This window comes from bacterium (assembly GCA_020444065.1).
Taxonomy (GTDB): domain Bacteria; phylum Sumerlaeota; class Sumerlaeia; order SLMS01; family JAHLLQ01; genus JAHLLQ01.
Map to the genome: position 1 here is coordinate 15200 of JAHLLQ010000004.1, position 24313 is coordinate 39512.

Annotated in this window: 17 protein-coding genes and 1 tRNA gene; 11 read left to right on the forward strand and 7 right to left on the reverse strand. The window is 60.4% G+C overall.

Going from position 1 to position 24313, the window contains the following annotated elements; genetic code table 11:
* Window position 1: 1 nt before the first annotated feature.
* Window positions 2-3862 (reverse strand): chromosome segregation protein SMC, encoded by a 3861-nt coding sequence (smc, locus tag KQI84_11280; protein MCB2155458.1) that lies wholly within the window; start codon window positions 3860-3862, stop codon window positions 2-4.
* A 181-nt stretch (window positions 3863-4043) separates the two neighbouring features.
* Between smc and KQI84_11285 the strand changes: the two genes are divergently transcribed.
* Entirely contained in the window at window positions 4044-4679 is a 636-nt protein-coding gene (locus KQI84_11285; protein MCB2155459.1) for an arylesterase, read from the forward strand.
* Window positions 4680-4743: 64 nt separating this feature from the next.
* Here the strand turns inward: KQI84_11285 and KQI84_11290 are convergent, their stop codons facing one another.
* Window positions 4744-5979: a 2,3-bisphosphoglycerate-independent phosphoglycerate mutase gene (locus KQI84_11290; GenBank protein ID MCB2155460.1), complete on the reverse strand. Its 1236-nt coding sequence runs from the start codon at window positions 5977-5979 to the stop codon at window positions 4744-4746.
* A 412-nt stretch (window positions 5980-6391) separates the two neighbouring features.
* On the opposite strand from KQI84_11290, the gene hprK reads away from it, so the two are divergent.
* Together hprK and KQI84_11300 are read left to right on the forward strand one after the other, a co-directional pair.
* Window positions 6392-7336 (forward strand): HPr(Ser) kinase/phosphatase, encoded by a 945-nt coding sequence (hprK, locus tag KQI84_11295; GenBank protein MCB2155461.1) that lies wholly within the window; start codon window positions 6392-6394, stop codon window positions 7334-7336.
* A gap of 32 nt (window positions 7337-7368) precedes the next feature.
* Complete coding sequence (locus KQI84_11300) at window positions 7369-9510, forward strand: DUF1926 domain-containing protein (protein ID MCB2155462.1); 2142 nt, start codon at window positions 7369-7371, stop codon at window positions 9508-9510.
* An 817-nt stretch (window positions 9511-10327) separates the two neighbouring features.
* Here KQI84_11300 and KQI84_11305 read toward each other — a convergent pair.
* Window positions 10328-11893 (reverse strand): lamin tail domain-containing protein, encoded by a 1566-nt coding sequence (locus tag KQI84_11305; protein MCB2155463.1) that lies wholly within the window; start codon window positions 11891-11893, stop codon window positions 10328-10330.
* A gap of 212 nt (window positions 11894-12105) precedes the next feature.
* Here KQI84_11305 and KQI84_11310 point away from each other — a divergent pair.
* The 8 genes from KQI84_11310 (at window position 12106) to phoU (ending at window position 18883) form a co-directional block, all read left to right on the forward strand.
* Window positions 12106-12182 (forward strand) — tRNA-Ile (locus KQI84_11310).
* Between the two features lie 270 nt (window positions 12183-12452).
* Complete coding sequence (locus tag KQI84_11315; GenBank protein MCB2155464.1) at window positions 12453-13151, forward strand: response regulator transcription factor; 699 nt, start codon at window positions 12453-12455, stop codon at window positions 13149-13151.
* Window positions 13148-14509: a PAS domain-containing protein gene (locus KQI84_11320; protein ID MCB2155465.1), complete on the forward strand. Its 1362-nt coding sequence runs from the start codon at window positions 13148-13150 to the stop codon at window positions 14507-14509. Before KQI84_11315 ends, KQI84_11320 begins: the two co-directional genes overlap by 4 nt.
* Window positions 14510-14620: 111 nt before the next feature.
* Complete coding sequence (locus KQI84_11325) at window positions 14621-15505, forward strand: phosphate ABC transporter substrate-binding protein (protein MCB2155466.1); 885 nt, start codon at window positions 14621-14623, stop codon at window positions 15503-15505.
* Window positions 15506-15548: 43 nt separating this feature from the next.
* Complete coding sequence (pstC, locus tag KQI84_11330) at window positions 15549-16439, forward strand: phosphate ABC transporter permease subunit PstC (GenBank protein ID MCB2155467.1); 891 nt, start codon at window positions 15549-15551, stop codon at window positions 16437-16439.
* Window positions 16436-17287, forward strand: coding sequence for a phosphate ABC transporter permease PstA (gene pstA, locus KQI84_11335; GenBank protein MCB2155468.1), 852 nt, complete (start codon window positions 16436-16438; stop codon window positions 17285-17287). Before pstC ends, pstA begins: the two co-directional genes overlap by 4 nt.
* Window positions 17288-17294: 7 nt before the next feature.
* The gene (locus KQI84_11340) at window positions 17295-18065 is read left to right on the forward strand and encodes a phosphate ABC transporter ATP-binding protein (GenBank protein ID MCB2155469.1); all 771 of its coding nucleotides are present in this window, start codon (window positions 17295-17297) and stop codon (window positions 18063-18065) included.
* Between the two features lie 131 nt (window positions 18066-18196).
* The gene (phoU, locus tag KQI84_11345; protein ID MCB2155470.1) at window positions 18197-18883 is read left to right on the forward strand and encodes a phosphate signaling complex protein PhoU; all 687 of its coding nucleotides are present in this window, start codon (window positions 18197-18199) and stop codon (window positions 18881-18883) included.
* Window positions 18884-18936: 53 nt separating this feature from the next.
* Here the strand turns inward: phoU and KQI84_11350 are convergent, their stop codons facing one another.
* The 4 genes from KQI84_11350 to pdxA form a co-directional block, all read right to left on the reverse strand.
* Window positions 18937-21045, reverse strand: coding sequence for a lamin tail domain-containing protein (locus tag KQI84_11350; GenBank protein ID MCB2155471.1), 2109 nt, complete (start codon window positions 21043-21045; stop codon window positions 18937-18939).
* 114 nt (window positions 21046-21159) lie between these two features.
* The gene (locus tag KQI84_11355; protein MCB2155472.1) at window positions 21160-22434 is read right to left on the reverse strand and encodes an ABC transporter ATP-binding protein; all 1275 of its coding nucleotides are present in this window, start codon (window positions 22432-22434) and stop codon (window positions 21160-21162) included.
* Window positions 22431-23297 carry a 16S rRNA (adenine(1518)-N(6)/adenine(1519)-N(6))-dimethyltransferase RsmA gene (rsmA, locus tag KQI84_11360; protein MCB2155473.1) on the reverse strand — a complete coding sequence of 289 codons (867 nt, stop codon included), beginning with the start codon at window positions 23295-23297 and terminating at the stop codon, window positions 22431-22433. Before rsmA ends, KQI84_11355 begins: the two co-directional genes overlap by 4 nt.
* Entirely contained in the window at window positions 23290-24297 is a 1008-nt protein-coding gene (pdxA, locus tag KQI84_11365) for a 4-hydroxythreonine-4-phosphate dehydrogenase PdxA (GenBank protein MCB2155474.1), read from the reverse strand. Before pdxA ends, rsmA begins: the two co-directional genes overlap by 8 nt.
* Window positions 24298-24313: the final 16 nt, after the last annotated feature.

Sequence of the window (24313 nt, forward strand, 5' to 3'; positions counted from 1 at the left end):
CTCAGGCCGGTGAAGGTTGCTGCTCGTCCAGCAAGCCCTGCTCCTCGACTTCGTCAAACTTCACGCTGACGACCTTGGAGACGCCCGGCTCCTGCATGGTAACACCGTAGATCGTATCGGCAAGAGACATTGTGATTTTGTTGTGGGAGATAATCAGGAACTGCGTTGTGCGCGCGTACTCTTTGACGACCTGACACATACGCGAGACGTTCACATCGTCGAGCGGCGCGTCGATCTCGTCCAGAATACAGATGGGTGACGGGTGGAACTGGAAAAGCGAGAACATCAGCGCGATCGCGGTTAGCGCCTTCTCGCCGCCCGACATCAGGGTGATCGAACCGCCGATGTGCTTCCCTGGGGGCTGCGCGTAGATGTCGATGCCCGGCTCGGGATAACGCTCATCTTCGACGAGAATCAGGTCCGCTTTGCCACCGTTGAACAGCTTCTGGAACATGTTCTGGAAGTTCGCACGAATCGCATCCAGCGCCGTCGTGAAGAGATTGCTGGTCGTCTCGTCGATCTTCGCGATCGCTTCTTCCAACTGGCGCGTGGCCTCGACCAGATCGTCGCGCTGCGTCGTCAGGAAGCCGAGGCGCTCGCTCTGCGTCGAGTACTCTTCGATCGCGGCTTCGTTGACCGCGCCCATGCGCGACAGCTTACCGCGCAAATCGGTTACCAGGCGACGCAACTCCGCCGGATCAGTGATCTGGTCGTCCTCTTCCGTCGTTGCAGGGCCGAGTTCCTCGGTCTCTTGCTCATCTTCGGAATCGTCGTCCTCGTCTTCGTCCTCCGGCTTCGCCCAATCGGGCAACTCATCCTCTTCATCCTCGTCGGAATCTTCGCCGTCTTCACCGCTTTCCTCTGCGGCCTTCTTGGCGAGACGAGCCAGCCGGCGCTCTTCGCGCTTGCGAGCCTTCTCCTCTTCCTTGCGCTTTTCCTGCTCTTCTCGCAGCCGGCGGTCTTCCTCTTCAGCCTCGCGCAGTTCGACGATGATGTCTTCGATCTTCTGGCCGAATTCGTCTTCCGCTTCGGCCTCGATGTACTCGATCTGTGCACGCAATTCGGCGCAGTGTAACTCCACCTCGCGGAAGGCATTGTCGCGTTCGTTGCGATCGCGAACGAGGCGCTGCACTTCGCTGACGTGCTGGCGCAGAGCTGCGCCGCGCGTTTCGCTTTCGCTCGTGCGATCGCCGACCTCGTTGTCGATGGCCTCGAACTCACGAGACAACTCGCCGATCAGATTCTCTGCTTCTTCGCGTTCGAGGATCGCATTCTGCCGATCAGACAGCAGCGTTTCGCGCTCGATGTTTCGCGCCTGCTGGTCCGACTTCGACTCCTCCAGGGAACTGCGCGTTTCTTCCAGGCGCTGTCGGAAACTGTCGACGCGCGCACTCATGCTGTTCGCGGCTTCGCGCGAAACCGCAACGTCTTCGCCCATCGTCTGCAGCTTCGCAAGCATCTCAGACGTGCGCTCTTCCCGTCCGCTTAGTGCTTCTTCGAGTTCCTTGACCTTGCCGGCCAGTTCGACCAGGCCCGTTTCGGCGTTCTCGATGATTTCGCCCTGGCGCACGCGATCGAGGCGCTGCTGCGTTGTACGCGCCTCCACGGAAGCCTGCTGGTTGCGCTTGTCGCGGCGCTCGCGTTCCACCTGCTGCAAGTCCTTTGCAACGCTTGCCTCTTCCATCTGCAGACGGTGGACTTCGGACTGAATCTCTGCCGCGCGTGCGTAGAATCCGCCGAGGCGGCTCTTCGTCGCTTCCATTTCGTCGTGCAGACGTTTCAGATCGCTTTCGAGCGTCTTGACCTTTTCCTGCAACTGGCGGATTTCTCGCTGACGCGTCAGCAGGCCGCGCGTCTGGTGGCTGCCGCCGGAAAGGACACCACGCGGATTCACCACGTCGCCCTGCAGCGACACGAAGCGATTCCGGATGCCATCGCGCTCGAGGTCGACGGCGATGTCGAGGTGCTCCACGATCACCGTGTTGCCGAAGAGATAGTGCACTGCGCGCGAGATCTTGTCGTCATAGTTCACGAGGTCGCGGGCGAGCCCGAGCACACCATTGCGTCCCCAGATCTTCTGCAGGTGATTTGTCGGGAAATCGGCATGCAGGAAATCGAGCGGCAGGAACGTCGCGCGGCCGAGGTTCTTGCGCTTCAGGAACGCAATGGCCTGCTTCGCATCGTCCACTCGCTCCGTCACGATGTCCTGAACGTCGGAACCGAGAGTCACTTCGATTGCGATTTCAAGATCCTTCGGCGCGCCAACAAGCGAAGAAACTACACCGACGATGCCCTGGATTTCCTTTCGCCCGGACGCCAGCATCACCTCGCGCACGCCGCGATAGTAGCCCTCGTAGCTGTCCTCAAGTTCGCGCAGTGCCTGCAGTCGCGACGTCGCCTGATTCAATTCACGCGTCAGCGATTCCAGGCGGCGATTCAAATCGGCCTTGGTCGCATCGTCACGCCCGATTTGCTCCTGAATCTCACGGCCCTCCTTTTGAAGCTCCGCGAGTTTCAGTTTGAGTTCTTCGTCCTGCTTGCGATGCAACTCCAGTTGCTCGTCCAGCTTCTCGATCGCGTCGTTCAGTTCCTTCAGTTGGAACTCGGTGGCGCCCAGCTCATCTTCCAGGCGAGCGATCAGCGTCTCGGCGACACGTTTGTCGTTGGCGAGTGTGTTCTCGCGAGCGCGCAAGTCAGACAGTTCGGCTCGCAGGCGATTTGTCTCGCGAACCGTCTCTTCGTTTTCCGCGCGCATGGCTTCCAGGCGCTGTACCTTCTCGCGCAGGTCCGCATCGCTGGCGGCCAGCTTCTTCTCTTCCGCTTCCAGGTCCGTTTGTAGCGCGTCGATCGTTCCGGAGAGAACCGTCGCGCGCGATTTGCGCGATTCCAGTTCCTTGTCGATCGCCTCGATGCGCTCATCGATGGTCTTGATCTGCTGGCCGCACAATTCGGCGCGGTGACGTTGCTTGTCGAGTCGCGACCGGACATCGAATCGCTTCTGCTGCAGCGCCTGCAACTCGCGCTGGAAATTCTCAAGTTCCTGCTGCAGTTCGGTCGAACGCGCATCGCCCTTCGCAGCCTTGGCGGCCGCTTCTTCGAACTCGGCGCGCGCCACTTCCAACTTCTTGTTCGATTCGCCCAGTTCTGCCGTCTGCTTGTTGTACCGCAGCACGAGCAGTCGCTGCTGCAGGCGATGGAGCCGGCGGCTCAGGCGACGGTGACGCTGTGCCTTGCGCGCCTGATAGCGCAGCGAATTGCACTGGCGCTCCACTTCGGACACGAGATCCTGGACGCGAACCAGGTCATCTTCTGTGCGCTTCAGCTTCCGTTGCGTCTCTGCGCGGCGCACCTTGTAACGTGAAATCCCCGCAGCCTCTTCGAAGATGTCGCGACGCTCGTCGGGCTTCGCCGCCACCATCTGGCCGATCTGGCCCTGCTCGATGATCGAATAGCCATCCGCGCCGAGTCCCGTATCGAGGAACAGTTCGTGGATGTCGCGCATGCGGCAGGTGACTTTGTTGATCTGGTACTCGCTGTCCCCGTTCGAAAACAGCCGACGAGTCACTGCCACTTCCGACTGGTCGATCTTCAAATGGCCATCGGTGTTGTCCAGCGTCAGTGTCACCTGCGCCAGGCCCGCGCGCTTCACCGATTGGCTGCCGCGGAAGACGACGTCGCTCATCCGCCCGCCGCGGAGCGACTTCGCCGACGTCTCGCCGAGCACCCACCGGATCGCATCGAGCACGTTCGATTTTCCGCAACCATTCGGACCCACGACGATCGTGAAGCCCTCCTGGAAGTCGATGGGTGTGCGGTGTGCAAAGCTCTTGAAGCCTTGGAGTTCAAGTTTCTTAAAGAACATCCGTCTATCCTGGGCGGGGCAGTCTCACGGCACCGGTAGGCACCCCGGCGCGACTTCAGAGGAAACGATACCCCCGCCCCGAAAGCAAGGGCGTTGTGGACGCATGAGTTGAGCTTCCCGCCTCCAGACCGGGCAGGACATTTGCATCGCCCCTGGACAATGCGTGGAGGAACCTGCGCCCATGAAGTCGAAACTCAAATTCCTGATCCCCATCGTCATTCTCGTACCCATCCTGATGCTCTGGATGGGGCGGCGAACCAACAACTGGCCGATCACCAATGATCCTCCCACGGGCGAGGCCATCATCGCTCTCGGGGACAGCCTGACGTCCGGCGTGGGGGCTTCTGAGGGAAATACCTACGTCGACGTCCTGTCGGATATGATCGGCCGGCCGATCCTGAACAGCGGCGTTCCGGGAGAAACCACTGGAGATGCCCTGAAGCGACTGGATCGGGATGTCCTGTCGGAAGATCCGCGCGTTGTGATCGTGCTGCTCGGCGGGAACGACATGCTGCGCCGCGTTTCGCAGGACGAGCAGTTCGCCAATCTTCGCGAGATTGTGGAGTCCATCCAGGCGGAGGGCGCGCTTGTTGTGCTGGTTGGCTTGAAGGAGATCGGCTTCTTCACGGAGGGCGGCTACGATAGTCGTTACAAGGTACTGGCACGCGAGACGGGTTCGGTGCTCGTGCCGAACATCCTGGGCGGAATCATGTTCGATCGCGACTTGATGTCCGATCAGATCCACCCGAACGATGCGGGTTATGCGAAGGTCGCCGAGAAGATCGACGACATCGCTGGAGAGTACCTGCGGCGTTAAATGAAGTCGGGCCAGCCCGATTTGCGCGGCTGGCCCGACGATCGATCATTCTATCTGGGTTCGATCAGCTACCGAACTTCTGAAGCCGTCCCGAGTGAGCCAGCGCGACGTTCATGATCTCGTACGCCGGGAACACACCCATCGTGCCCTTATCGCATTCGCGCTCAGTCAGGCGAGTTGCGTCGTCGATATCGCACAGCTTGGACGTCACCAGGAACGGAACCGGGTGGAAGCTGTGGCTCTTCATCGGCGGGGGAGTGCTGTGGTCGCCGGTCACGATCAGTGCATCTGGCTGCAGCTCGTCGAGAATGGCCAGCGCCTTGTCCGTCTCCTCGATGACCTTGATTTTCGCCTCGCGGTTGCCGTCTTCGCCGCTGGAGTCCGTCTTCTTCACGTGCAGGAAGAAGAAATCGTAGTCATTCCACACTTCCTTCAGCGTCTGGAACTCGTCGGCGACGGTCTGGCCCGTCTTCAACACATCCATGCCGCACAGACGCGCGACGCCGCGGTAGAGCGGATAGGTCGCGATCGCGGCGGCCTTCAGCCCGTACCGATGCTTGAAGGACTCGAGGCCCGGGTCCTTCGCGAAGCCGCGGAGCGAGAAGCCGTTAGCCTTGGGCTCGTCGGCTATTGCGGCGCGCATTTTCTTGATGGCTTCGGTCATCACGCGGACCGTCTTGGCGTTGTCGGCCGAATCGTTCGTCGCCGTCACGGGCAGGGGCTCCACGCCGACCTTCTGGGGGTCGGTGTCATGGATGTCCGAGCCAAGGCCTTCGCCATCGAGAACGATTGCAAAGCGATATTCCTTGACGGGCAGGACCTTGATCGTGACGCCGTCGATCGGCTCGGTCACGGCCTTCTGCATTTTCTCGAGAACCGGCGCGGCTTCCTCGCTGGAGATCCGGCCCGCACGGCGGTCGGTGATCTTGCCATCGGCGTCCAGCGTCGCGAAGTTGCCGCGGATCGCCACGTCGGTGGGCTTCAACGGGTAGTCGATACCGGCGGCTTCGAGCACACCGCGGCCGATTACGTGAGCAGGTTCGAGCGGATTGTATCCGAACAGCGACAGGTGCCCCGGTCCGGATCCGACGGCCAGGCCACGCGCGGCCGGGATTGTCCGTCCCAAGGAGCCGTTCTTGGCCCATTTGTCCAGGTTCGGCGTGTTGGCAGCCTCAAGCTCGGTGGTCGGGAAGTCGGCCGTCCGCATGCCGCCGACGCCGTCCATGACCAGCATCAGAATCTTGCTGCCATTGGGATTGAGTACACTCTTGATGACTTCCGAAAGGGCGATTTCAGCCATGAAGATTGCTCCGTAAGAGATTCCGCTCCCTCCCGGTCGCGGTTCGGCGCAGAGTCAACAGGCACGAGGGCCGACGCGTCAACGGAGAACCCCGCGCAGCGAGGGGCACAGAGCACTCAGGCGGGAGGACATGGCGAGGCCTGCTTTCTAACAACCCCTTTATTCCGCAAACGGTCGAACCGCTCCAGGTGGGGCTTGACCCATTGGGCCGCCATTCAGGACAAAGGAATCCTGTTGCGGGACGGCAATGTCCGCGCACAGACCGTTGTCGACGGGAATCTTGGGGAGATCCCGTCCGGCCAGGCGCCGCCGGACTTGCAGGTCGCGCCACCCGCCGTTGAGCCAGGACGGCACGAAGGGGGACTCGGGGGTATCAATCCTCCCCCAGAATTCGCTGGCCCGGGGTGATGCTGTGAGCGTTTCACTCACCGTTTCTCGTCTCCTGCGCGATAAGGGCAGGCAGTTCGGCCTGCGCTCCGTCGCCGGGGAATCGGGTCTCGACGGCTCGATCCAGAGCGCCGAGCTCAACCGGCCTGGTTTGGCCTTTGCCGGATTCCTGGACGTCTACTCCCACGATCGCATTCAGATTCTCGGCAACACGGAGATCGCCTTCCTCCAGCGCATGGGCGCAGACGAGCGCCGTGCGAATCTCGAGCGCGCGATGGCCTACGAAATCCCCTGCATTATTGTCACCACGGGGCTGACGCCGCCGGATGAGATGGTGGAACTGGCCGAGCAACGTGCGATTCCGCTGCTTTGCACGAATCACCCAACGTCCCGCTTCTGGGGCATGTTGTCATTCTACCTCGAACGTGAGTTCGCTCCCCAGACTACCGTGCATGGCGTGTTGGTGGACGTGTTCGGCATCGGTGTGCTGATCACCGGCTCGGCCGGCGTGGGAAAATCGGAGAGCGGCCTGGAACTGATCGAGCGCGGCCATCGCCTGGTCGCCGATGATGTCGTTATCATCAAGCGCCTCGCGAAAAACCTCGTCGTCGGCAGCGCCGCCAGCAACGTGGCGCACCACATGGAAGTCCGCGGGCTCGGTATCGTTGACGTCGAGCTGTTATTCGGCGCTGGATCGGTGCGCGAGGAAAAGCGAATCGCCCTCGTTGTGCGTCTTGAGCGCTGGACCGAAGAAACCATCCTGGACCGCCTCGGTATAGATGAGCACTATACGAACATCCTCGGCGTGGACATTCGCGAGTTCCGCATCCCCGTCGAGCCCGGCCGCAACATCTCGATTCTTGTCGAGGTCGCGGCTTTGCAGCACCGCATCCAGTCCCAGGGCCGCAACCCAGCCAAGGAATTGAACGATCGACTGATCAAGCAGATGACCCGCTCGCGGCTCGTCTGAGGAATCCAAACCGAGAAGAAAAGCCCTCGCCCATGAAACTGATTCAATTCGTCTTCGGACTGCACAACCACCAACCGGTCGGCAACTTCGACACGGTGTTCGAGGACGCATTCAACACGGCGTACGATCCGTTCCTGGGTCTGCTGGAGAAGCACCCCGGGATTCGCGTGGCCCTGCACCACACCGGGCCTCTTCTGCAGTGGCTGGAGCAGCACCGCAGCGAATACCTCGACCGCCTGGGCATGCTGGTCGAGCGCGATCAGGTCGAACTTCTCGGTGGCGCATTCTACGAGCCTATCCTGCCGATCATTCCTGAGGACGACCGCATTGGTCAGATCGTGAAGATGTCCGATTGGCTGGAGGCGCGCTTCGGGCGTCGCCCGCGCGGCATGTGGCTGGCCGAGCGCGTTTGGGAGCCGACGCTGCCCCGTGCGATCAAGGCTGCAGGCATTGAATTCACGGTTCTGGATGATTCGCATTTCAAGTCCGTCGGCATTGGCGACGAGGGTACGACGGGGTACTACCTGACAGAAGACCAGGGCGATTCGATCGCGATCTTCCCAATCAACGAGTCCCTTCGTTACTCGATTCCATTCCAGGAAATCGGCGAGACGCTCGAGTATCTTCGTGGGCTTGCCAGCGAGTACGCCGCGCCGACCGTTGTGATGGCGGACGACGGCGAAAAGTTCGGCGTTTGGCCCAACACCTACAAACATTGCTACGAGGATGAATGGCTCGACAAGTTCTTCTGCAAGATCGAGGAGAACTCCGACTGGATCAAGATGAAGACCTTCAGCGAGGTCCTCGATGAGACGGCACCGATCGGCCGCGTCTATCTGCCGACGGCGTCTTACATCGAGATGATGGAGTGGGCCATGCCGGCCAGCGCCATCGTCGAGTATCGCGACCTCGTGCAGACCATGAAGATGCGCGGCGAGTACGAGAGCCGGAAAATCTTCATCCGCGGCGGGTTCTGGCGTTCGTTCTTCAGCAAGTACGACGAGTCGAACCACATTCACAAGAAGATGCTGCGGATCAGCAATAAACTGAACGCCGCGCCCGAAGAACTGTGGGACCACCCCGAATACGAACTCGCCCTCGATCATCTTTGGCAGGCCCAGTGCAATTGTGCGTACTGGCACGGTGTCTTCGGCGGTCTGTACCTGTCGAATATTCGCAATGCGCTGTACAAGCACCTGATTGAAGCGGAGAAGCGCATCGACGCGCTGACTCACGACGGCGACGCGTGGGTCGACTTCGTGGCGACCGACTTCGACATCGATGGCAGCGTCGATCTCTTGGTCGAGACGCCCGCGCAGATGATGATGTTGAAGCCAGGCAGTGGCGGGATGATGGTCGAACACGACCTGCGCCAGATCAGCTTCAATGCACTCGATACGCTGATGCGCCGGCCGGAGTATTACCACCAGCGCTTGTCTCAGATTTCCAATCCTGCCGGACCGAACGCCGGAGACCAGGGACCGCTTCGCGTCAAGGAAAGCGGCCTCGAGCGCTTCCTCGTGTTCGACTGGTACCGCCGCGGTTCACTGATCGATCACTTCCTCGATCCGGACGCCACGCCGGAGAACTTCCGCACGGCGCACTATCCGGAAATCGGCGACTTCGTGAATAAGCCCTACGCCTGCGAGTGGAAGAAGGTTCGCGGCGGTGCGCGTGTTCGCATGGTCCGCGAGGCCAACGTCCAGCCCAGCGACACCGGCCAGCCCGTCGAGGTGGAGAAGATCGTCACCATGAAGGCCGGCGAGCCAACGGCCTCCATTGCTTATCGAGTGACGAATCTCTCCGACGAGGATCTGCTGACGCGCTTCGGAGTCGAGTTCAACGTCAACCTCCTAGCCGGCCATGCGCATGATCGTTTGCACGAGATCGCCGGGTCGGACATTCCCGACACCGATCGCCGCATGGACAGCGTCGGCGCCGTGCAGCAGGTCAGCAAGTTCGCCGTCTGCGACGAATGGCTGGGCGTGCGGATCGGATGGAATGTCTCCAAACCGGCCTCTCACTGGCGCCTGCCGATCGAAACCGTTTCGAGTTCCGAAGCCGGTTTCGAACGCGTCTACCAAAGCACCGTCGTCATGCCGGTTTGGGACATCAACCTCGCGCCGAAGAAGACCTTCGAAGTCAAGATCGAGTACGGCGCGGAATACCTGTAACAAGCAACTCGTACCTTACACGTACTCGTACTCAGCGAAGCGGAACTCGTCGTACTCGGCTAGTCCTGTTCTCGAGCCTGCCAGGGCGTCGAGTACGCGTACGAGTATGAGAGCGAGTACGAAAATGGCAATGTAGCCCAGGTACGCTCACCGCACCTCGCCCTGACACCCACAGCTCTTCCCGTACACGTACTCGTACTCAGCGGAGTGGCACTCGTACTCGTCTTTCCTCCTTCTCGAGTATTTCAAGACGTCGAGTCCGCGTACGAGTACGAGAGCGAGTACGAAAGTGGCGAGGTAGCCCAGGTACGCTCACCGCCCTTCGCCCTGACATCCACAGCACTTCGCGTACACGTACTCGTACTCAGCGAAGCGGAACTCGTACTCGGCTTGTCTTGTTCTCGAGCCTGCCAAGGCGTCGAGTACGGGTACGAGTATGAGAGCGAGTACGAAAATGGCAATGTAGCCCAGGTACGCTCACCGCCCTTCGCCCTGACACCCATAGCTTTTCCCGTACACGTACTCGTACTCAGCGCAGCGGCACTCGTACTCGGCTTGTCTTGTTCTCGAGCTTTCCAAGGCGTCGAGTACGCGTACGAGTACGAGAGCGAGTACGAAAATGGCAATGTAGCCCAGGGATGCTCAGCGCACCTCGCCCTGACACCCACAGCTCTTCCCGTACACGTACTCGTACTCAGCGAAGCGGAACTCGCACTCGTCTTTCCTTCTTCATCGGATCCCGGACATAAGAATCCCGGCCTCTCGCGAGGCCGGGATTCGTTTGGTCAGACTTGTTCGAGCCGAAGCTCGGATTTGATTAGTACAGCGTCCAATCCTTGACTGCGGTCGGGTCGTTGGACGTGCCGGGGGTCGGCGGGTTGGTGGCGCTGTCCCACGGGAACTCAACGAAGGAGTCCGCACGGGCGGTCGGAACGTCGTCCGTAGCACCGTCCATGTAGCGGCCAACCGAGCCACCATCGGAGGTCGCGGCAGTTTCCTGGATCGCGCCTTCGCCGGTCACGATGTAGGAAACGGAGTCGATGACCGAGACGCCGTCACTCAGAGCGATCGTCCCACCACTGTTGCCCAGGCTTGGGCCACCGGTGATGGCATTGATGCCAGGCAGATTCGGCGTACCGCCGCCGAAGATCACCAGGCGGCCACCTGCGTCGATCGAAACGCCGTCCGGAATGATCATCGTGGAGCTCGCGCTCAGCGACCAGCCCTTCAGATTAATCGCCGCACCAGTTGTGTTGTAGAGTTCAACGAACTCATCCTGGATCGAGTCGCCGACGGTGTCGTTGTTGTAGTCCTGGATCGGGTTCGGCGTGCCCGGGTTCGGGTCGTAGCTGAACTCATTGATCAGGACGTCGCCAACGCTGGCAAGCTGGGCGATGGTCACGAAGTCGGCCGTGATGGGAACGGAGCCGCTGCCACCAGTCGCAGCATCGGTCACGTAGTCGACCGTGCCAGTGAAGTTCGCGTCGGCGTCGACCGCGTTCTCATACGCCACGACGAGCGTGACGCTCTCGCCGGCAGCGAGTGCCGCCGGGATGGCCGGAACGGGATTCGGAGAAGTCACCGTCGAAACGCTGAAGGCGCTTCCAGAGGTGTTTGCCACGGTGAAGCTCGAAACGTTGAGCGTTCCACCACCGACGTTGGTGATTTCGATGGTCGATTCGACGGGGCTGCCGCTGTTCGTGGTGTTGAACGTGCCGAAGTCGATCTCTGTGCGGCTGACGTCGATGATCGGGTCAGTCGGGACGGAGTTTGCAGCGCCGGGTGTCGGGGCCGCCTGCTCGAAGCTGCCGGTGTTCAGCGCGCCACCACCACCATCCGGAATGCGCTGACTGGATTGATCGGCACTAGCACCATTGCTGGACTCGTCAACCTGGGCCTGGCCGGGGGTCAATGCGTTAATGAGGTTCGTTGCATCGGCGTCACCGGTACCATAAACCACCGCATCAACAAGGGTCGCGGTTACATCGCCGACCAGCGTGGTCGCAGGAATGGACGCAGCCGATGTTCCCGAGTACAGAGCGACCGCATCGGCGCCGTTCTGCAGGCCATTTGTGGTGAACTCCGTCATGTCGACATTTGCGACAGTCGAGCTTCCGATGACGAGGTAGTCGCTGGCTGCCAGAGAGCCTGTCAGATCGATAGAAGCATAGACCTCGTCGTTGCTGCCGTTGAAGAGGACAAGCACGTATCCACCGCCGGCGAGATCGACCGCACTTGCGCCGTCGTTGTAGAGTTCGACGAACTCAGCGGCATCCGTGCCGGGTGTGTCTGCATCGATTTCGTTGATCAGGACTGTTGCCTGGGCGGAACCAACGGACAGCGCCGTCGCCAGCCCGCATGCTACAAGAAAGCGTTTCTTCATATTGGATACCTCTTTCGTTCCCAAGAGTTTTTGGCGTGCCCGAGACGCGTGCCCTCCTCGCCTCGAAACCCATCATGCTGCATAGCACTTCGGGTCGCGTAAAGGATTATTGGCGCGATGGGCGTTTTTTCTTTGTGAAGCCCCCGTGGCTTTCTCGCTTGATCTGCACCCCAGTTATCACTCAACAATCCTCTCGCTCACGCCAGATCAGTGGGCCCATGGCGCAATTGGTTAGCGCAGCCGGCTCATAACCGGTAGGTTCCAGGTTCGAGTCCTGGTGGGCCCACCACAACAGCAGTGGCGAGTGATTAGTGGCGAGTGGCTAGTTGAATCAGAGGCTGACAAGTGCACTTGCTTGGCTGCCGATCTTGCCCTCCATCCCAGTTCCCTTCCATTTCAATCAAGCGGTTCTGTTAGAACCTAGTTAATGCCTCAAAACCGGCTTGCGATCGGTGGGCTCGGGCTGCTGAGTGCAGAGTCGAAGCGTGCAGGGTCCGCATGGGGTGATCCCCCAGGGCCGTCTGCAATCGACTCTGACGGGGGATGGCCACCGCAGCCCATGAACAAATACTCGATTCTTGTCGTCGACGATGAAGCGGATATTCAGGAGTTGGTATCCTACAACCTCAGCAAGAACGGCATGCGCGCCGATGTCGTTGGGACCGGCGAAGATGCGCTCCGTCGCGTTCGGGTCAATGAGTACGACCTTGTGATTCTCGACCTCATGCTGCCCGGGCTGGATGGTTTGGAGGTCTGCAAGCGCCTCAAAGCGGACAAGAAGACGTCTGATATTCCTGTGGTTATGCTCACCGCCCGGGGAGAGGAAGCGGACGTCGTCGTCGGGCTGGAACTCGGCGCCGACGACTACGTGACGAAGCCCTTCAGTCCGCGCGTTCTGATCGCCCGCGTCAAAGCCGTCTTGCGCCGCCGCGAGGCCGCCGCGGAACCTGTCGAGCAGCGCCTGATTACCCGCGGGCCGCTGACGATCGACATGGATCGGCATGAACTGGCCGTGGCCGGCGAGCGCGTCTCGCCCACGGCTCTCGAGATGCGGATCCTGGCAGCGTTGGCGAAGCATCCCGGCCGCGTGCTGACCCGTTACCAGATCGTCGAAGCCACCCAGGGCGTCGGCGTGGGCGTGACGGATCGCTCGGTCGACGTGCATATCGTTTCGCTGCGTAAGAAGCTGGGCGAACACGCCCACCTGATCGAGACGGTTCGCGGGGTCGGCTATCGCTTCGCGGAGATCGACGATTGACGAAACGGCGGCTTCTCGGGAGCGTCTTCCGCTCCTACCTTCTGGCCATTCTGATCAGCATTGTTGCCGCAGAGATCTTTCTGCATGTCCTGCCAGGTGTGAGCGGGATGGCGGCGACGGTCGTGCTCGGCGTGGCGCTGGCCTACTTCATGGCCTGGCGGTTCGTCCGTCTGCTGGAGGAGATTCGCCGCGGGGCGGAGCGCTTTGGCCGGGGCGACCTCTCGCGTCGCGTGCCCGACTCGCCGATCGATGATCTCAGCGCGCTAGCCCAATCCCTGAATCACATGGCGTCGCAGTTGGACGAGCGAATCGCCGAGATCACACGCCAGCGCAACGAGCGCGAGGCGATCCTGGCCAGCATGGGCGAGGGCGTCCTGGCGATCGATCGTAACGAACGCGTTCTGAATCTGAACCGCGCCGCGGAAGAGATGTTGGGGCGGCCGGTCGAGGAGGCGCGCGGACGCCTCGTGCAGGAGGCTTTCCGAAACGTCGAGCTGCAGCGCTACATTGCGCGGGCCTTGCACGGCGAAAAGGTCACCGCGGACGAGACGGCAATGCTGACTGGTGTGTCGGGCGTGCTGCTGCAGATTCACGCTGCGCCGCTGCTGGACAGCACCGGGCGCGAGGCGGGCCTCGTGCTGATCCTGGCGAATGTCACACGCCTGCATCGGCTGGAGAATCTCCGGAGAGAATTTGTGGCCAATGTCTCGCACGAGCTCCGCACGCCCGTCACTTCCATCAAGGGCTTCGCGGAAACGCTGCTGGACGGCGCGCTGGACGAGCCTGATGACGCACGCCGGTTCGTTGAAATCCTTGCGCGCCAGGCCCAACGATTGGACCACCTGATCGAAGACTTGCTGATGATCTCGCGCCTGGAGCGGCGAGAAGAAATCGAGATGGGCGCGTGCCGGTTGCGTTCGGTCCTGGAGTCGGCCATCGACGTGTGCGCTCCCCGCGCCGAGAGCCGCAAGACGGCCATCAACGTCGATTGCGCCGAGACGATCTCGATCACCTGCAACCGTCGCCTGCTGGAGCAAGCCGTGGTGAACCTGGTCGACAATGCGGTGGCGTACTCCGGTGAAGAGGCTTGCGTCGATGTGTCGGGCGAGTCGAACGGCGGAACGTTGACGATCCGTGTGGCGGATAACGGCCCGGGAATTCCTCCGGAGCATCACGAGCGTCTGTTCGAGCGCTTCTACCGCGTGGACAAAGCGCGCAGCCGGGACGCCGGTGGGACGGGCCTGGGGCTGTCGATCGTCAAGCACATCGCGCAACTGCACGGCGGAACCGTGTCGATCGAGAGCACGCTTGGGGAGGGAACGACGTTCACGATCCAACTGCCCGAATCGCCGAACTGACAGAATCCTAACAATTCATTTGTGAAGAGCTAGCAAAGCCTCGGTAACAATCCGCAGGAGAACTGCAACCAACAGGTAGGGCACTCTCAACAATTCTGCATGGGGGACACTATGCAACGATTGATTACCCGAATGGCAGCAATTCTGGCGGTGGCGTTGATGGCCGTGGCCTGCGGCGGCGCCGGCGAAGACGGACAGGGGCAGGAAGAAGTTCAGAGCGTGATCATCAAGGGTTCCGATACGATCGTCAACCTTTCCAGCGCGTGGGCCGAGCAATTCATGAACACCCACCCGAATATCGATATCTCCGTGACCGGCGGGGGATCCGGGACCGGAATCGCTGCCTTGATCAACGGCACGACAGACATCTGCAACGCTTCGCGTGCGATGAAGCCGAAAGAGAAAGAACAGGCCGCCGCGCAGGGCGTTACGCCGGTCGAATGGATCGTCGCCATGGACGGCATCGCCGTCGTCGTGAACCCGGAGAATCCCGTGGGTGAGATGACGATGGACCAGATCGGCGCCATCTACACTGGCGAGATCAGCAACTGGAGCGCAGTCGGCGGCCCGGATCAAGAGATCGTGGTGCTATCGCGCGAGAGTAACTCCGGCACGTACGTCTTCTTCCAGGAACACGTGATGGCGAAGAAGGACTATCGCAAGGACGCGCGCCTGATGACATCGAACGCGGCGATCACACAATCGGTTCAGAGCGACCAGTGGACGATCGGCTACGTCGGTGTGGCTTATGCCGAGCACGCGGAAGTCAAGATCGTCGCCGTGAAGAAGGACGCGGATTCCGACGCGGTCATTCCGACGATTCCGACCGTGATGTCTGGAGAGTATCCCATCGCGCGGCCGCTGTATCTGTACACAAACGGTCAGCCGACCGGTGCGACGAAGCAGTTCATCGACTTCTGCCAGAGCACCGAGGGGCAGAAGATTGTGACGGAGATTGGCTACGTTCCGGTTCCGCCAGGTGGAATGCCTGAATAATCCGTCTTAGCTGAATCGACATCTTTCTGCCGCGAAGGACGTTATGCCAAACCGTACGCCGAAGAAGTTCAGTGACAAGGCCGCCCGAGTGATCTTCACCGGGGCGGCCTCCACGTCGATTCTGATCGTCTTCCTGATCTTCCTTTTCATCGGCAAAGAAGCCCTTCCCTTCGCAAAGCATCCCGGCCTGGGCGAACTGATCGGGACGAACTGGATCCCCGTTTCGTTCGAGAAGGAACAGTTCGGGATTCTCCCGCTCATCGCGGGGTCTTTGCTTGTGACAGTAATGGCGACACTGATGGCGGTTCCATTCGGCGTCGTTGGCGCGATTTACCTGGCGGAAGTCGCCCGTCCGCTCGAGCGCGAGATCGTCAAGCCATTCATCGAACTGCTGGCCGGAATCCCTTCTGTTGTCCTTGGATTCTTCGGCCTGATTGTCGTCGCCCCGATCGTCAAGAACGTCTTCGGCCTCAGCAGTGGGCTCAACGCCTTCACCGGCGCCGCGCTACTGGCACTCATGGCGATCCCGACGATTCTGACAATATCCGAAGATGCGATTCGCAACGTTCCGCGCTCCTACAAGCAGGCCTCCGAGGCACTCGGGGCGACACGGTTGCAGACGATCTGGAAAGTGACCGTGCCCGCGGCGCTTTCCGGAATCATTGCCGCGACGATGCTTGGAATCGGCCGCGTGATCGGCGAGACAATGACCGTGATGATGGTGACCGGAAACGCACCGATGATCACGGCAAACCCCTTCAGTTCAGTGCGCACCATGACGGCAACGATTGCAGCGGAAATGGGCGAAGTGCCCTTTGGCAGCGAGCACTACGCGGCGTTGTTCTGCGTCGGCATTGTGCTGCTGCTCTTCACGTTCGGCCTGAACGTGATCGCTCAGAAAGTCCTTAAGAAGTACGGGGTGGAGCGATCATGAGCAGACGCGCGAAAGAAGCGATTATTTACGCGATGATGCGAGGCGCGACTTACTTGATTATCCTCGTCGTCGGCTACATCGTTTTCGACATCGTTTGGAATGGTCTGCCGGTGATCGATTGGAAGTTCCTTTCCACGCGTCCGACAAGCGGCGGTGCAAAGGGCGGTATCTTTCCGGCCATTGTTGGTACGTTCTGGCTCGTTGCCGGAGCGATCGCCGTGGCGTTGCCATTCGGCATGGCTTGCGCGGTCTACCTGACCGAGTACGCGAAGCCGGGGCGCTTTCTGAATTTCGTCCGTCTGGCAATCACGACTCTGGCCGGTGTGCCATCGATCGTGTTTGGCTTGTTTGGCCTGGGCTTGTTTGTGCTCTTCTTCGGCTTCGGCCAGTCGATTCTCGCCGGCAGTCTCACGCTCGCATGCCTGATACTGCCAACAATCATTGTCGCCAGCGAAGAATCTCTTCGCGCGGTGCCGAACTCCTTCCGTGCGGCCAGCATGGCGCTCGGCGCAACGAAGTGGTACACGATCCGAACAAACGTTCTGCCGTACGCGATGCCGGGCATGATGACCGGTTCGATTCTCGGACTCGGTCGTGCTGCCGGCGAGACGGCTCCGATTCTGTTTACGGTCGCGGCGTTCTTCCTGCCGCGCTTGCCAAAGTCGGCCCTCGACCAGGTGATGGCCTTGCCGTATCACCTTTACGTCACGGCCACGCAGTTGCCCAATCCCGCGGAAGCACGCCACATGCAATACGGAACTGCGATGGTGCTACTGGCATTGGTTTTGGGGATGAACCTGATCGCGATTCTTCTGCGATCCTATTTCTCTCGTAAGTATCGTTGGTAAGGACAAGATGACGAAGGCCAAACGCGAAACCAAGATCCTCGCCGAAAACGTCGACTTCTATTACGGCGACAAGCAGGCGCTGTTTTCCATCTCGATGGACATTCCAGCCCGCGAAGTCACTGCGCTGATTGGCCCATCGGGTTGCGGCAAATCCACATTCCTGCGCAGCATCAACCGAATGAACGATCTGATCGACGACACGAAGCTGAGCGGCAGCATCGCAATCGATGGGCGAGACATTTACTCCTCCGGCATCGACGTTGTGGAGCTGCGCAAGCGCGTCGGCATGGTCTTCCAAAAGTCCAACCCCTTTCCAAAATCGATCTTCGATAACGTGGCTTACGGCCCGCGCGTTCACGGGATTCGGTCGCGCGAGAAGTTGGAGGAAATCGTCGAGCGCAGCCTTGAACGCTCCGCCCTGTGGGACGAAGTGAAAGACCGCCTGAACGACAACGCCCTCGGCCTTTCCGGTGGCCAGCAGCAGCGCCTCTGTATCGCGCGCGCCCTCGCCGTCGATCCGGAGATTCTCCTGATGGACGAGCCGGCCTCGGCGTTGGATCCGCGTTCGACTGCTAAGATCGAGGACCTGATCGCGGAATTGCGTGGCCAGTACACGATCGTCATTGTGACGCACAATATGCAGCAAGCCGCTCGTGTCAGCGACACAACGGCTTTTTTCTACGAAGGGAATCTGATTGAATTCGACGAGACGGAGAAAATCTTCACCAAGCCCTCGAACAAGCAGACCGAGGACTACATCACGGGTCGCTTCGGATAATCGATCCAGAGCATTCTGAATTGCTTGAACCGAAACGGCCTTGCGTGCGATAGAACTCCGTTTGGCCGGGAAGCGAGCATCTGATGAATGCGGTCGAGCCCCCAGAACCAATCACCAGCGAGAAACGGATTATGTCAATTCACTTGCAGCGGGAAATGGATGAACTGCGCAAGCGCCTACTTGGCGAAGGTGCCTTGGTGGAGGATGCCATTCGGAAGGCGATTCGCGCCCTTGAAACACGAGATCGCGAACTGGCGGCGGAAGTCATTGAAGGCGACAAGGAAATCGATCGCGAGGAGATCGAGGTCGAAGAGGAGTGCATGAAGATCCTTGCGCTTCACCAGCCCGTCGCCGTCGATCTGCGCTTCATTGTCGCTGCCTTGAAAATGAATAACGACCTCGAGCGCATGGGCGATATCGCCGTGAGTCTGGCACGACGTGCCGACTATCGTGCTCGGCGCGGTCCGGATATTCTGTTTCCTGCAAAGATCGACGACATGGTTGCAGCCGTTCAGAAGATGATCAAGGGCGCCCTCGATGCCCTGGTCAACTCGGACGAGAAACTCGCCAAGAGTGTGTGCGAAGCCGACGATGAAGTCGATCGGATGAAGCGCGCGATTATCAAAGCCATCCGAGCGCGCATGGGCGAAGAACCCGAAAACCTGCGCGTTCTGTTGAAAATGATGGATGTCCCGCGTCACCTCGAGCGTCTGGCCGACTTGGCCACAAACATCGCTGAAGACGTTATCTACCTGGTCCGCGGCGAGATTATCCGCCACCATTACCTGGAGCAAGACGGCGAGCAGGACGACGACTAGGAATTCAATCGGCCTGCATGCGTTGTCTTCGCATGCAGGCCGACCATTCTCTCTCAGTACATGACAAAGCCAGTCTCAGAACTCGGCGTTGGCGTAGGTGTTGGAGTGGGAGTTGGCGCTGCCGCGTCGTAGTAGAGTTCCACGTACGCTTCGAGATAACCGTCCGCCGGATCGGCGAACTCCGTGATAACGACACCGATGCCATGCGGGGCTGCGCCGTAAGGGCCATCGCCCGGCGTTGCGGCCGTATCCGTTGTCGCGACCCACGAGTTGCCATTCGTAGCTTCGCGATACGTCGATGCATTCTTCGCGTTCACGCCGCTGGTATCCGTCGGGCCATCGATCAACGTGTTTGAGCTGTCCCGCAGTTCGAAGATCTCGCCGCCGTTGATCACCATTCCGTTCGAGCCGGTCGAAATCGGACCACCATTTACGAAGGTCACTCCTGCGGGCAGCGCGCCCCAGGTGGATTCAAATGAGGTCTGATCCGCATCGCGCGTCATCACCAAATAACCGCCGGCCTGAATCTTCGTGCCGGACGGGAACGTTGCAGTAATCCCCGCATCTGTCTCCGTCAGAGTCCAACCGCTGATGTCGATTTCCTGCGGCTGCTCGGCGATTGTGACGGAGTATTCGCCGGTGTTCGGATTGCGAGCCGTGCGTCCTTCCACATCTTCCGCCTCGACGTGGTAGCTCAATACCTCGCCGACGGCCAGGCCACTGATCGGCACGGTCGAACGCCACGTGCCATTCGTCGTTGTGCCGGTGACCAATGTCATCTCCAGCGTTCCCGATTGTCCGCCAGTAGCGGAGTACGGCGCTTTAACCGTCGTACTGTCGATACCGGCATCGGCCGTGATCTGGGCGGTCACGCGAATGTCCTGTCCCACGACGGGAGCGGCAGGATCCAGCCCCGCAGAAATCACGGGAGCGGACGGCTCGAAGCTGATATAGTAGTCGGCGCCGCTGTCGGGCTCACGACTCATCGTACCGTCGGTGTTTGCTGCTTCGGCATAGTACTCGACGCGCGTGCCAGAGGGCTGCGCGGGAATTGAACTGGCCGTGCGCCACGACCCGCTGTTGGCTGTGCCCGACTCGAGTTGAAGAGCAACTTCCGTGAAATCGCCCGTCGTGCCGATGCGCCAGTAGGCTTTCGCAGTCGCTGCATCGACGCCGATCGTCGAATTGATGTTGGCGACGATATCCGTCGGCATGTCGAATCGTGGCGTGACCGGATCCGTGCTCAGCGTCAATGATGGCGACGGCGGACCGGCCGGGACCAGGAAATCCTTCACGACGGCCATGTGCTGCATGTTCGTGGCGCCACTGTCGCCATAGAGGACAGGCGAGACTTCAGACAGCGGTGTGTAAACGCGGCTGTCGAATACGAGACCATTGGTGTAGGTGCTCGACCCGATGGTCAGCGGCGTCTTGTAGGCATTCAAGTCCGAGTCGACAAGCACCCAATCGTAGGGCTTCGACCGGGACGCGTTCGTATCGTCATTGCCATTCTGGTCAGCGGGATGGGGCGTGCCTGTATAGACGACAGAGGAGAGCGTGGAGATACAGGATTCCGAGCGCGAGTCCGTATTGAAGTCGCCGGCGATCACAAGAAAGTCGCCCGCGGGGACGTTTGCCTGGATATAGTTGCGCAGTGCGATCGCTTCGGAGTTACGAACCCCCGATCCGGACGTCAGCAAGTGAACGCTGATCGCCCACAGGTCCGTATCGCCCGGGATGTCGATCTTTGCCCAGGCAAAGTCGCGATTGGAAACCTCTGAGTCGTTCCATTCACCGGATGAAATCATCGGCCAGCGGCTGATCACGCCGTTCGGGATTTGCTCGTTACCGCCCTCGCGATAGTAGGTGTATTCCGCGCCGAACGTCGATTCCACCCAACCCTGTATCGTCGTGGATGAATTGTCTCCATAGTTGAATTCCTGGATCATCACAATGTCCGGCTTCAGACCCTTGAAGATGCGAGTTCCCTCGCCGGGATCGTAGCTCTGAAGATTGCCGCTCGTGATGTTAGCCGCCATCAAGCGGATCCGTTCCTCTGTCGCGCGCTGCTGGGCGAACGAAACACTCGCAACCAGGAGCAGCAGACATGGCAGAATCATCCGCCGAACGAAGTTACCAGAAAAACCATTCTCGTGTTTCATGAAGACATCCTTGGTGATTGTAAAGAGGGCGCGGAGATTCACCCCACCCAAGCAAACCGCACACTGTGCTCAAACGCTGAGTGGCTGTAAAGGAAAGAACGTGCAAAAATCCGGTCAGGAATCCTCGGTCCCATCCGAGTCCCATTGGCCCGGCGCCCGCACGAGGGCGCCGATTTCGGAGGTCCGTTCGCCGCGGATCTGGATCGAGTAACCCCGGATGTGGGCGTCCAGATAATCGAAGTTCTGGTTTGGGGGTGTGAAACCGACGGACATGCTGTATCGACCCGGCAGAATCGGGAAGTTCTCCATCTCGGCGGTGGCCTCGTACTTCCCAGGCTCCAGGTTGCGCAGATCGAGGCCCTGGAGGTCGGAGCGCTGGTAGGCGACGCGTTGGCCGCCCGTCCCGCCGTACCCGATATGGATGTTCATGTCCTCCAGCGGCTCCATCACCGTGAAGTGAAACCGCATCAGGACTTTCTCGCCGGGTGAAAAAGCACGGCGGGGTTCGCCGGATTCGTCGAGGATTTCAAACTTGTCGATCCGAGCCTTCCGAGGTGTGACGCGCATGGTGTTCAGTGCCGTCGACAGCCGGATAGAGCGTTGAATATCCTGCTCTTCCACCTCCTTGGGGTCCTGGTGGACCTGACCTTGGAAGCGCTCGATGTACTTCTCCAGGACATCTTCGGCTGGGCCCCAGGCCACCGTGTCTCCCTGGTCTAGCCAGAGGATTCGTTCGGCGATCAGCTCGACGTGTTCGATCACATGGCTGACGAAGAGGATCGTCTTTCCATGCCGGCGGAGTTGGGCGATCTTCTGCAGGCATTTTTCCTGAAACGCCACGTCGCCGACGGCCAGGACTTCGTCGATCAGCAGGATGTCCGCGTCCGAGAAGACGGCCAGTGCAAACCCAAGCCTGACGACCATGCCGCTGGAGTAGCGCTTCATGGGCGTGTGGATGAACGGGCCAAGTTCGCAAAATTCAAGGATCTGTGGCAGGCGCTCCATCACGCGCTCGCGCGGCATGCCGAGAATGCCGCCCTGAAGGAAGATGTTCTCCATGCCGGTCAACTCGGGCTGAAAGCCGGCGCCGAGCTCCAGCAGGGCCGCGACGCGGCCATTCAGCTCAATCTCGCCGCCCGTCGGCTCCGAAATGCCCGAGATCAGCTTCAGCAGCGTGGACTTCCCCGAGCCGTTGCCGCCGATGATCGCCACGGATTCGCCGCGGCCGACTTCGAAGGACACATCGCGTAATGCCACGTGCTCGACCTTCTCGTCCGTAGCGAACAGTCCCTTCAGAACCATCTCCTTCAGCGTGGTTGCCTGGGAAGCATAGACTTCAAACGTCTTGTTGACGTTGGCGACGCGCAGCATCGGGGCGGATTCGGTCATGGGCGGAGCGCCTCCTCGAGGCGGAGGAAGTCCTCCAGCGACAGATGCTCGGGGCGGCGTTTCGGGTCGATGCCCGCGGCTGTCAATGCGGCCTCTGCGGCAGGGCGATCCGGGGCCATGCCGCTCATCGCCAGGCAATTCGCCATCGTCTTGCGCCGGTGTCGGAATGACGCGGTCACGACATCGAACACGCGGTCCCGATGCGCCAGATCGGTCAGCAACTTCTCCTTCCGAGGGGTCAGGACCACCACGGCGGAATGAACCTTCGGTGGCGGGAAGAAATCCTCGGGCGGCAGGCGAAGAACGATCTCCGCATCATACAGGTAGGCCACCTTGTAGGTCAGCGCGCTGGCCTCGCGGGTGCCGGCGCCGGCGACGAGGCGCTCGGCGACTTCACGCTGGATCATGATGACGATCCGCTCCCACTCGATCGAGCTCTCAACCAGCCGGAACAGGATCGGTGCTGTGATCTGGTAGGGCAGATTGCCGACCGCGACACGTCGCGTCTGCGGATAGCGCGCTGTCAAATCGTTCATATCGACCTTTAGAAAGTCCCCATGGACGAAATCCAGATTTGGGAAATAGTGCGTCAAGGAATTATGCCAGACGGTGAATGCAGGATCGATCTCCACGGAGGTGACCTGGCCGGCGCGCCGGGCCAATTCCACCGTGAGGTTCCCCAATCCCGCGCCGATTTCGAGAGCCAGATGCTCGTCCGTCAAGTCGCACGCCATGGCAATGGCCTCGCACCGCTCCGGCCTGACCAGAAAGTGCTGGCTTTTTCCCTTGGTCAGCCAGATGCCGAGGTCCTTCAGCAGCGGGCGAATGGGTGGGAAGACGAAGTCGGGGGGACCCTCAGGCATTCTTCCTCCTCGCGACAGCCAACTCGACAGCCATTTCGATGGCTGATGTCACGCTATCGTGCTTGGCAACGCCCTCGCCTGCGATGTTGAAGGCGGTCCCATGATCCGGAGAGGTGCGGACCATTGGTAAACCAGCGGTTATGTTGACCCCTGAATCGAAGGCGAGTGTTTTGACTGCGACCAGGCCCTGGTCGTGATACATCGCCAAGACGCCATCATACTGCCCGGATAGCGCCTGGTGGAAGATTGTGTCTGCCGGGAATGGGCCGTCTAGTTTAAAACCATGACGCTCTGCTTCCTTTATCCCCGGCAGGATCGCATCTTCCTCATCCGTTCCAAACATCCCACCCTCGCCGGCGTGCGGATTCAAGCCGCAGACCGCGATTCTCGGCTCGCGATCCAGCAGAAGCTTTAGGAATTCGGCAAAGATTCGCCCTCGCTGCGCAACCAGCTCAGGGGTGACAAGCTCAGGAACGCGACGCAGGGGCACGTGAATCGTCACCAGGCCGACACGCAGGCCGCCTCCGGCCAGTACCATCACCACTTCGTCGGTGCCCGTCAGCTCGCGGAGCATCTCTGTGTGGCCGGGGAATGGGGAGTGGTTGGCCTTCAGACCTTCTTTAGAAATTGGGGCCGTGACAATGCCGTCAAGGCTTCCAGCAAGACAGAGCTCGACGCCTCGGCGGATCGCCCCTTCGGCTACGGCGCCATGCCGGGCGTTTGTGCGCCCGATCTGCAGTGCGTCCGATTGCCCGGGGTCCAAGGTGCGGAAGTAGCAGGCCCTCTCCATGGCGGTCCGGATCGACTGGCCCAACTCCGGGTCGATGGATCCCAGCAGGCCGGCGTGGTATCCCCACAGCTCGCGTGGCCCGATGAGCGAGAATTCCACGCCTGGGCGATTCCAGTGGGCGAGCGCCTTGAGCGCAACCTCGGGGCCGATACCGCCGGGATCGCCGATTGTCAGCCCGATTTGAACAGGATTGCTTGCATCCGGACTCATGTCCGTCGTCTCGGTC

What these genes read in the sequence shown, in the direction of transcription:
- smc (MCB2155458.1), bottom strand. Translation starts at nt 3,862, where the DNA reads ATGTTCTTTAAGAAACTTGAACTCCAAGGCTTCAAGAGCTTTGCACAC.
- KQI84_11285 (MCB2155459.1), top strand. Translation starts at nt 4,044, where the DNA reads ATGAAGTCGAAACTCAAATTCCTGATCCCCATCGTCATTCTCGTACCC.
- KQI84_11290 (MCB2155460.1), bottom strand. Translation starts at nt 5,979, where the DNA reads ATGGCTGAAATCGCCCTTTCGGAAGTCATCAAGAGTGTACTCAATCCC.
- KQI84_11300 (MCB2155462.1), top strand. Translation starts at nt 7,369, where the DNA reads ATGAAACTGATTCAATTCGTCTTCGGACTGCACAACCACCAACCGGTC.
- KQI84_11305 (MCB2155463.1), bottom strand. Translation starts at nt 11,893, where the DNA reads ATGAAGAAACGCTTTCTTGTAGCATGCGGGCTGGCGACGGCGCTGTCC.
- KQI84_11315 (MCB2155464.1), top strand. Translation starts at nt 12,453, where the DNA reads ATGAACAAATACTCGATTCTTGTCGTCGACGATGAAGCGGATATTCAG.
- KQI84_11325 (MCB2155466.1), top strand. Translation starts at nt 14,621, where the DNA reads ATGCAACGATTGATTACCCGAATGGCAGCAATTCTGGCGGTGGCGTTG.
- pstC (MCB2155467.1), top strand. Translation starts at nt 15,549, where the DNA reads ATGCCAAACCGTACGCCGAAGAAGTTCAGTGACAAGGCCGCCCGAGTG.
- pstA (MCB2155468.1), top strand. Translation starts at nt 16,436, where the DNA reads ATGAGCAGACGCGCGAAAGAAGCGATTATTTACGCGATGATGCGAGGC.
- KQI84_11340 (MCB2155469.1), top strand. Translation starts at nt 17,295, where the DNA reads ATGACGAAGGCCAAACGCGAAACCAAGATCCTCGCCGAAAACGTCGAC.
- phoU (MCB2155470.1), top strand. Translation starts at nt 18,197, where the DNA reads ATGTCAATTCACTTGCAGCGGGAAATGGATGAACTGCGCAAGCGCCTA.
- KQI84_11350 (MCB2155471.1), bottom strand. Translation starts at nt 21,045, where the DNA reads ATGAAACACGAGAATGGTTTTTCTGGTAACTTCGTTCGGCGGATGATT.
- KQI84_11355 (MCB2155472.1), bottom strand. Translation starts at nt 22,434, where the DNA reads ATGACCGAATCCGCCCCGATGCTGCGCGTCGCCAACGTCAACAAGACG.
- rsmA (MCB2155473.1), bottom strand. Translation starts at nt 23,297, where the DNA reads ATGCCTGAGGGTCCCCCCGACTTCGTCTTCCCACCCATTCGCCCGCTG.
- pdxA (MCB2155474.1), bottom strand. Translation starts at nt 24,297, where the DNA reads ATGAGTCCGGATGCAAGCAATCCTGTTCAAATCGGGCTGACAATCGGC.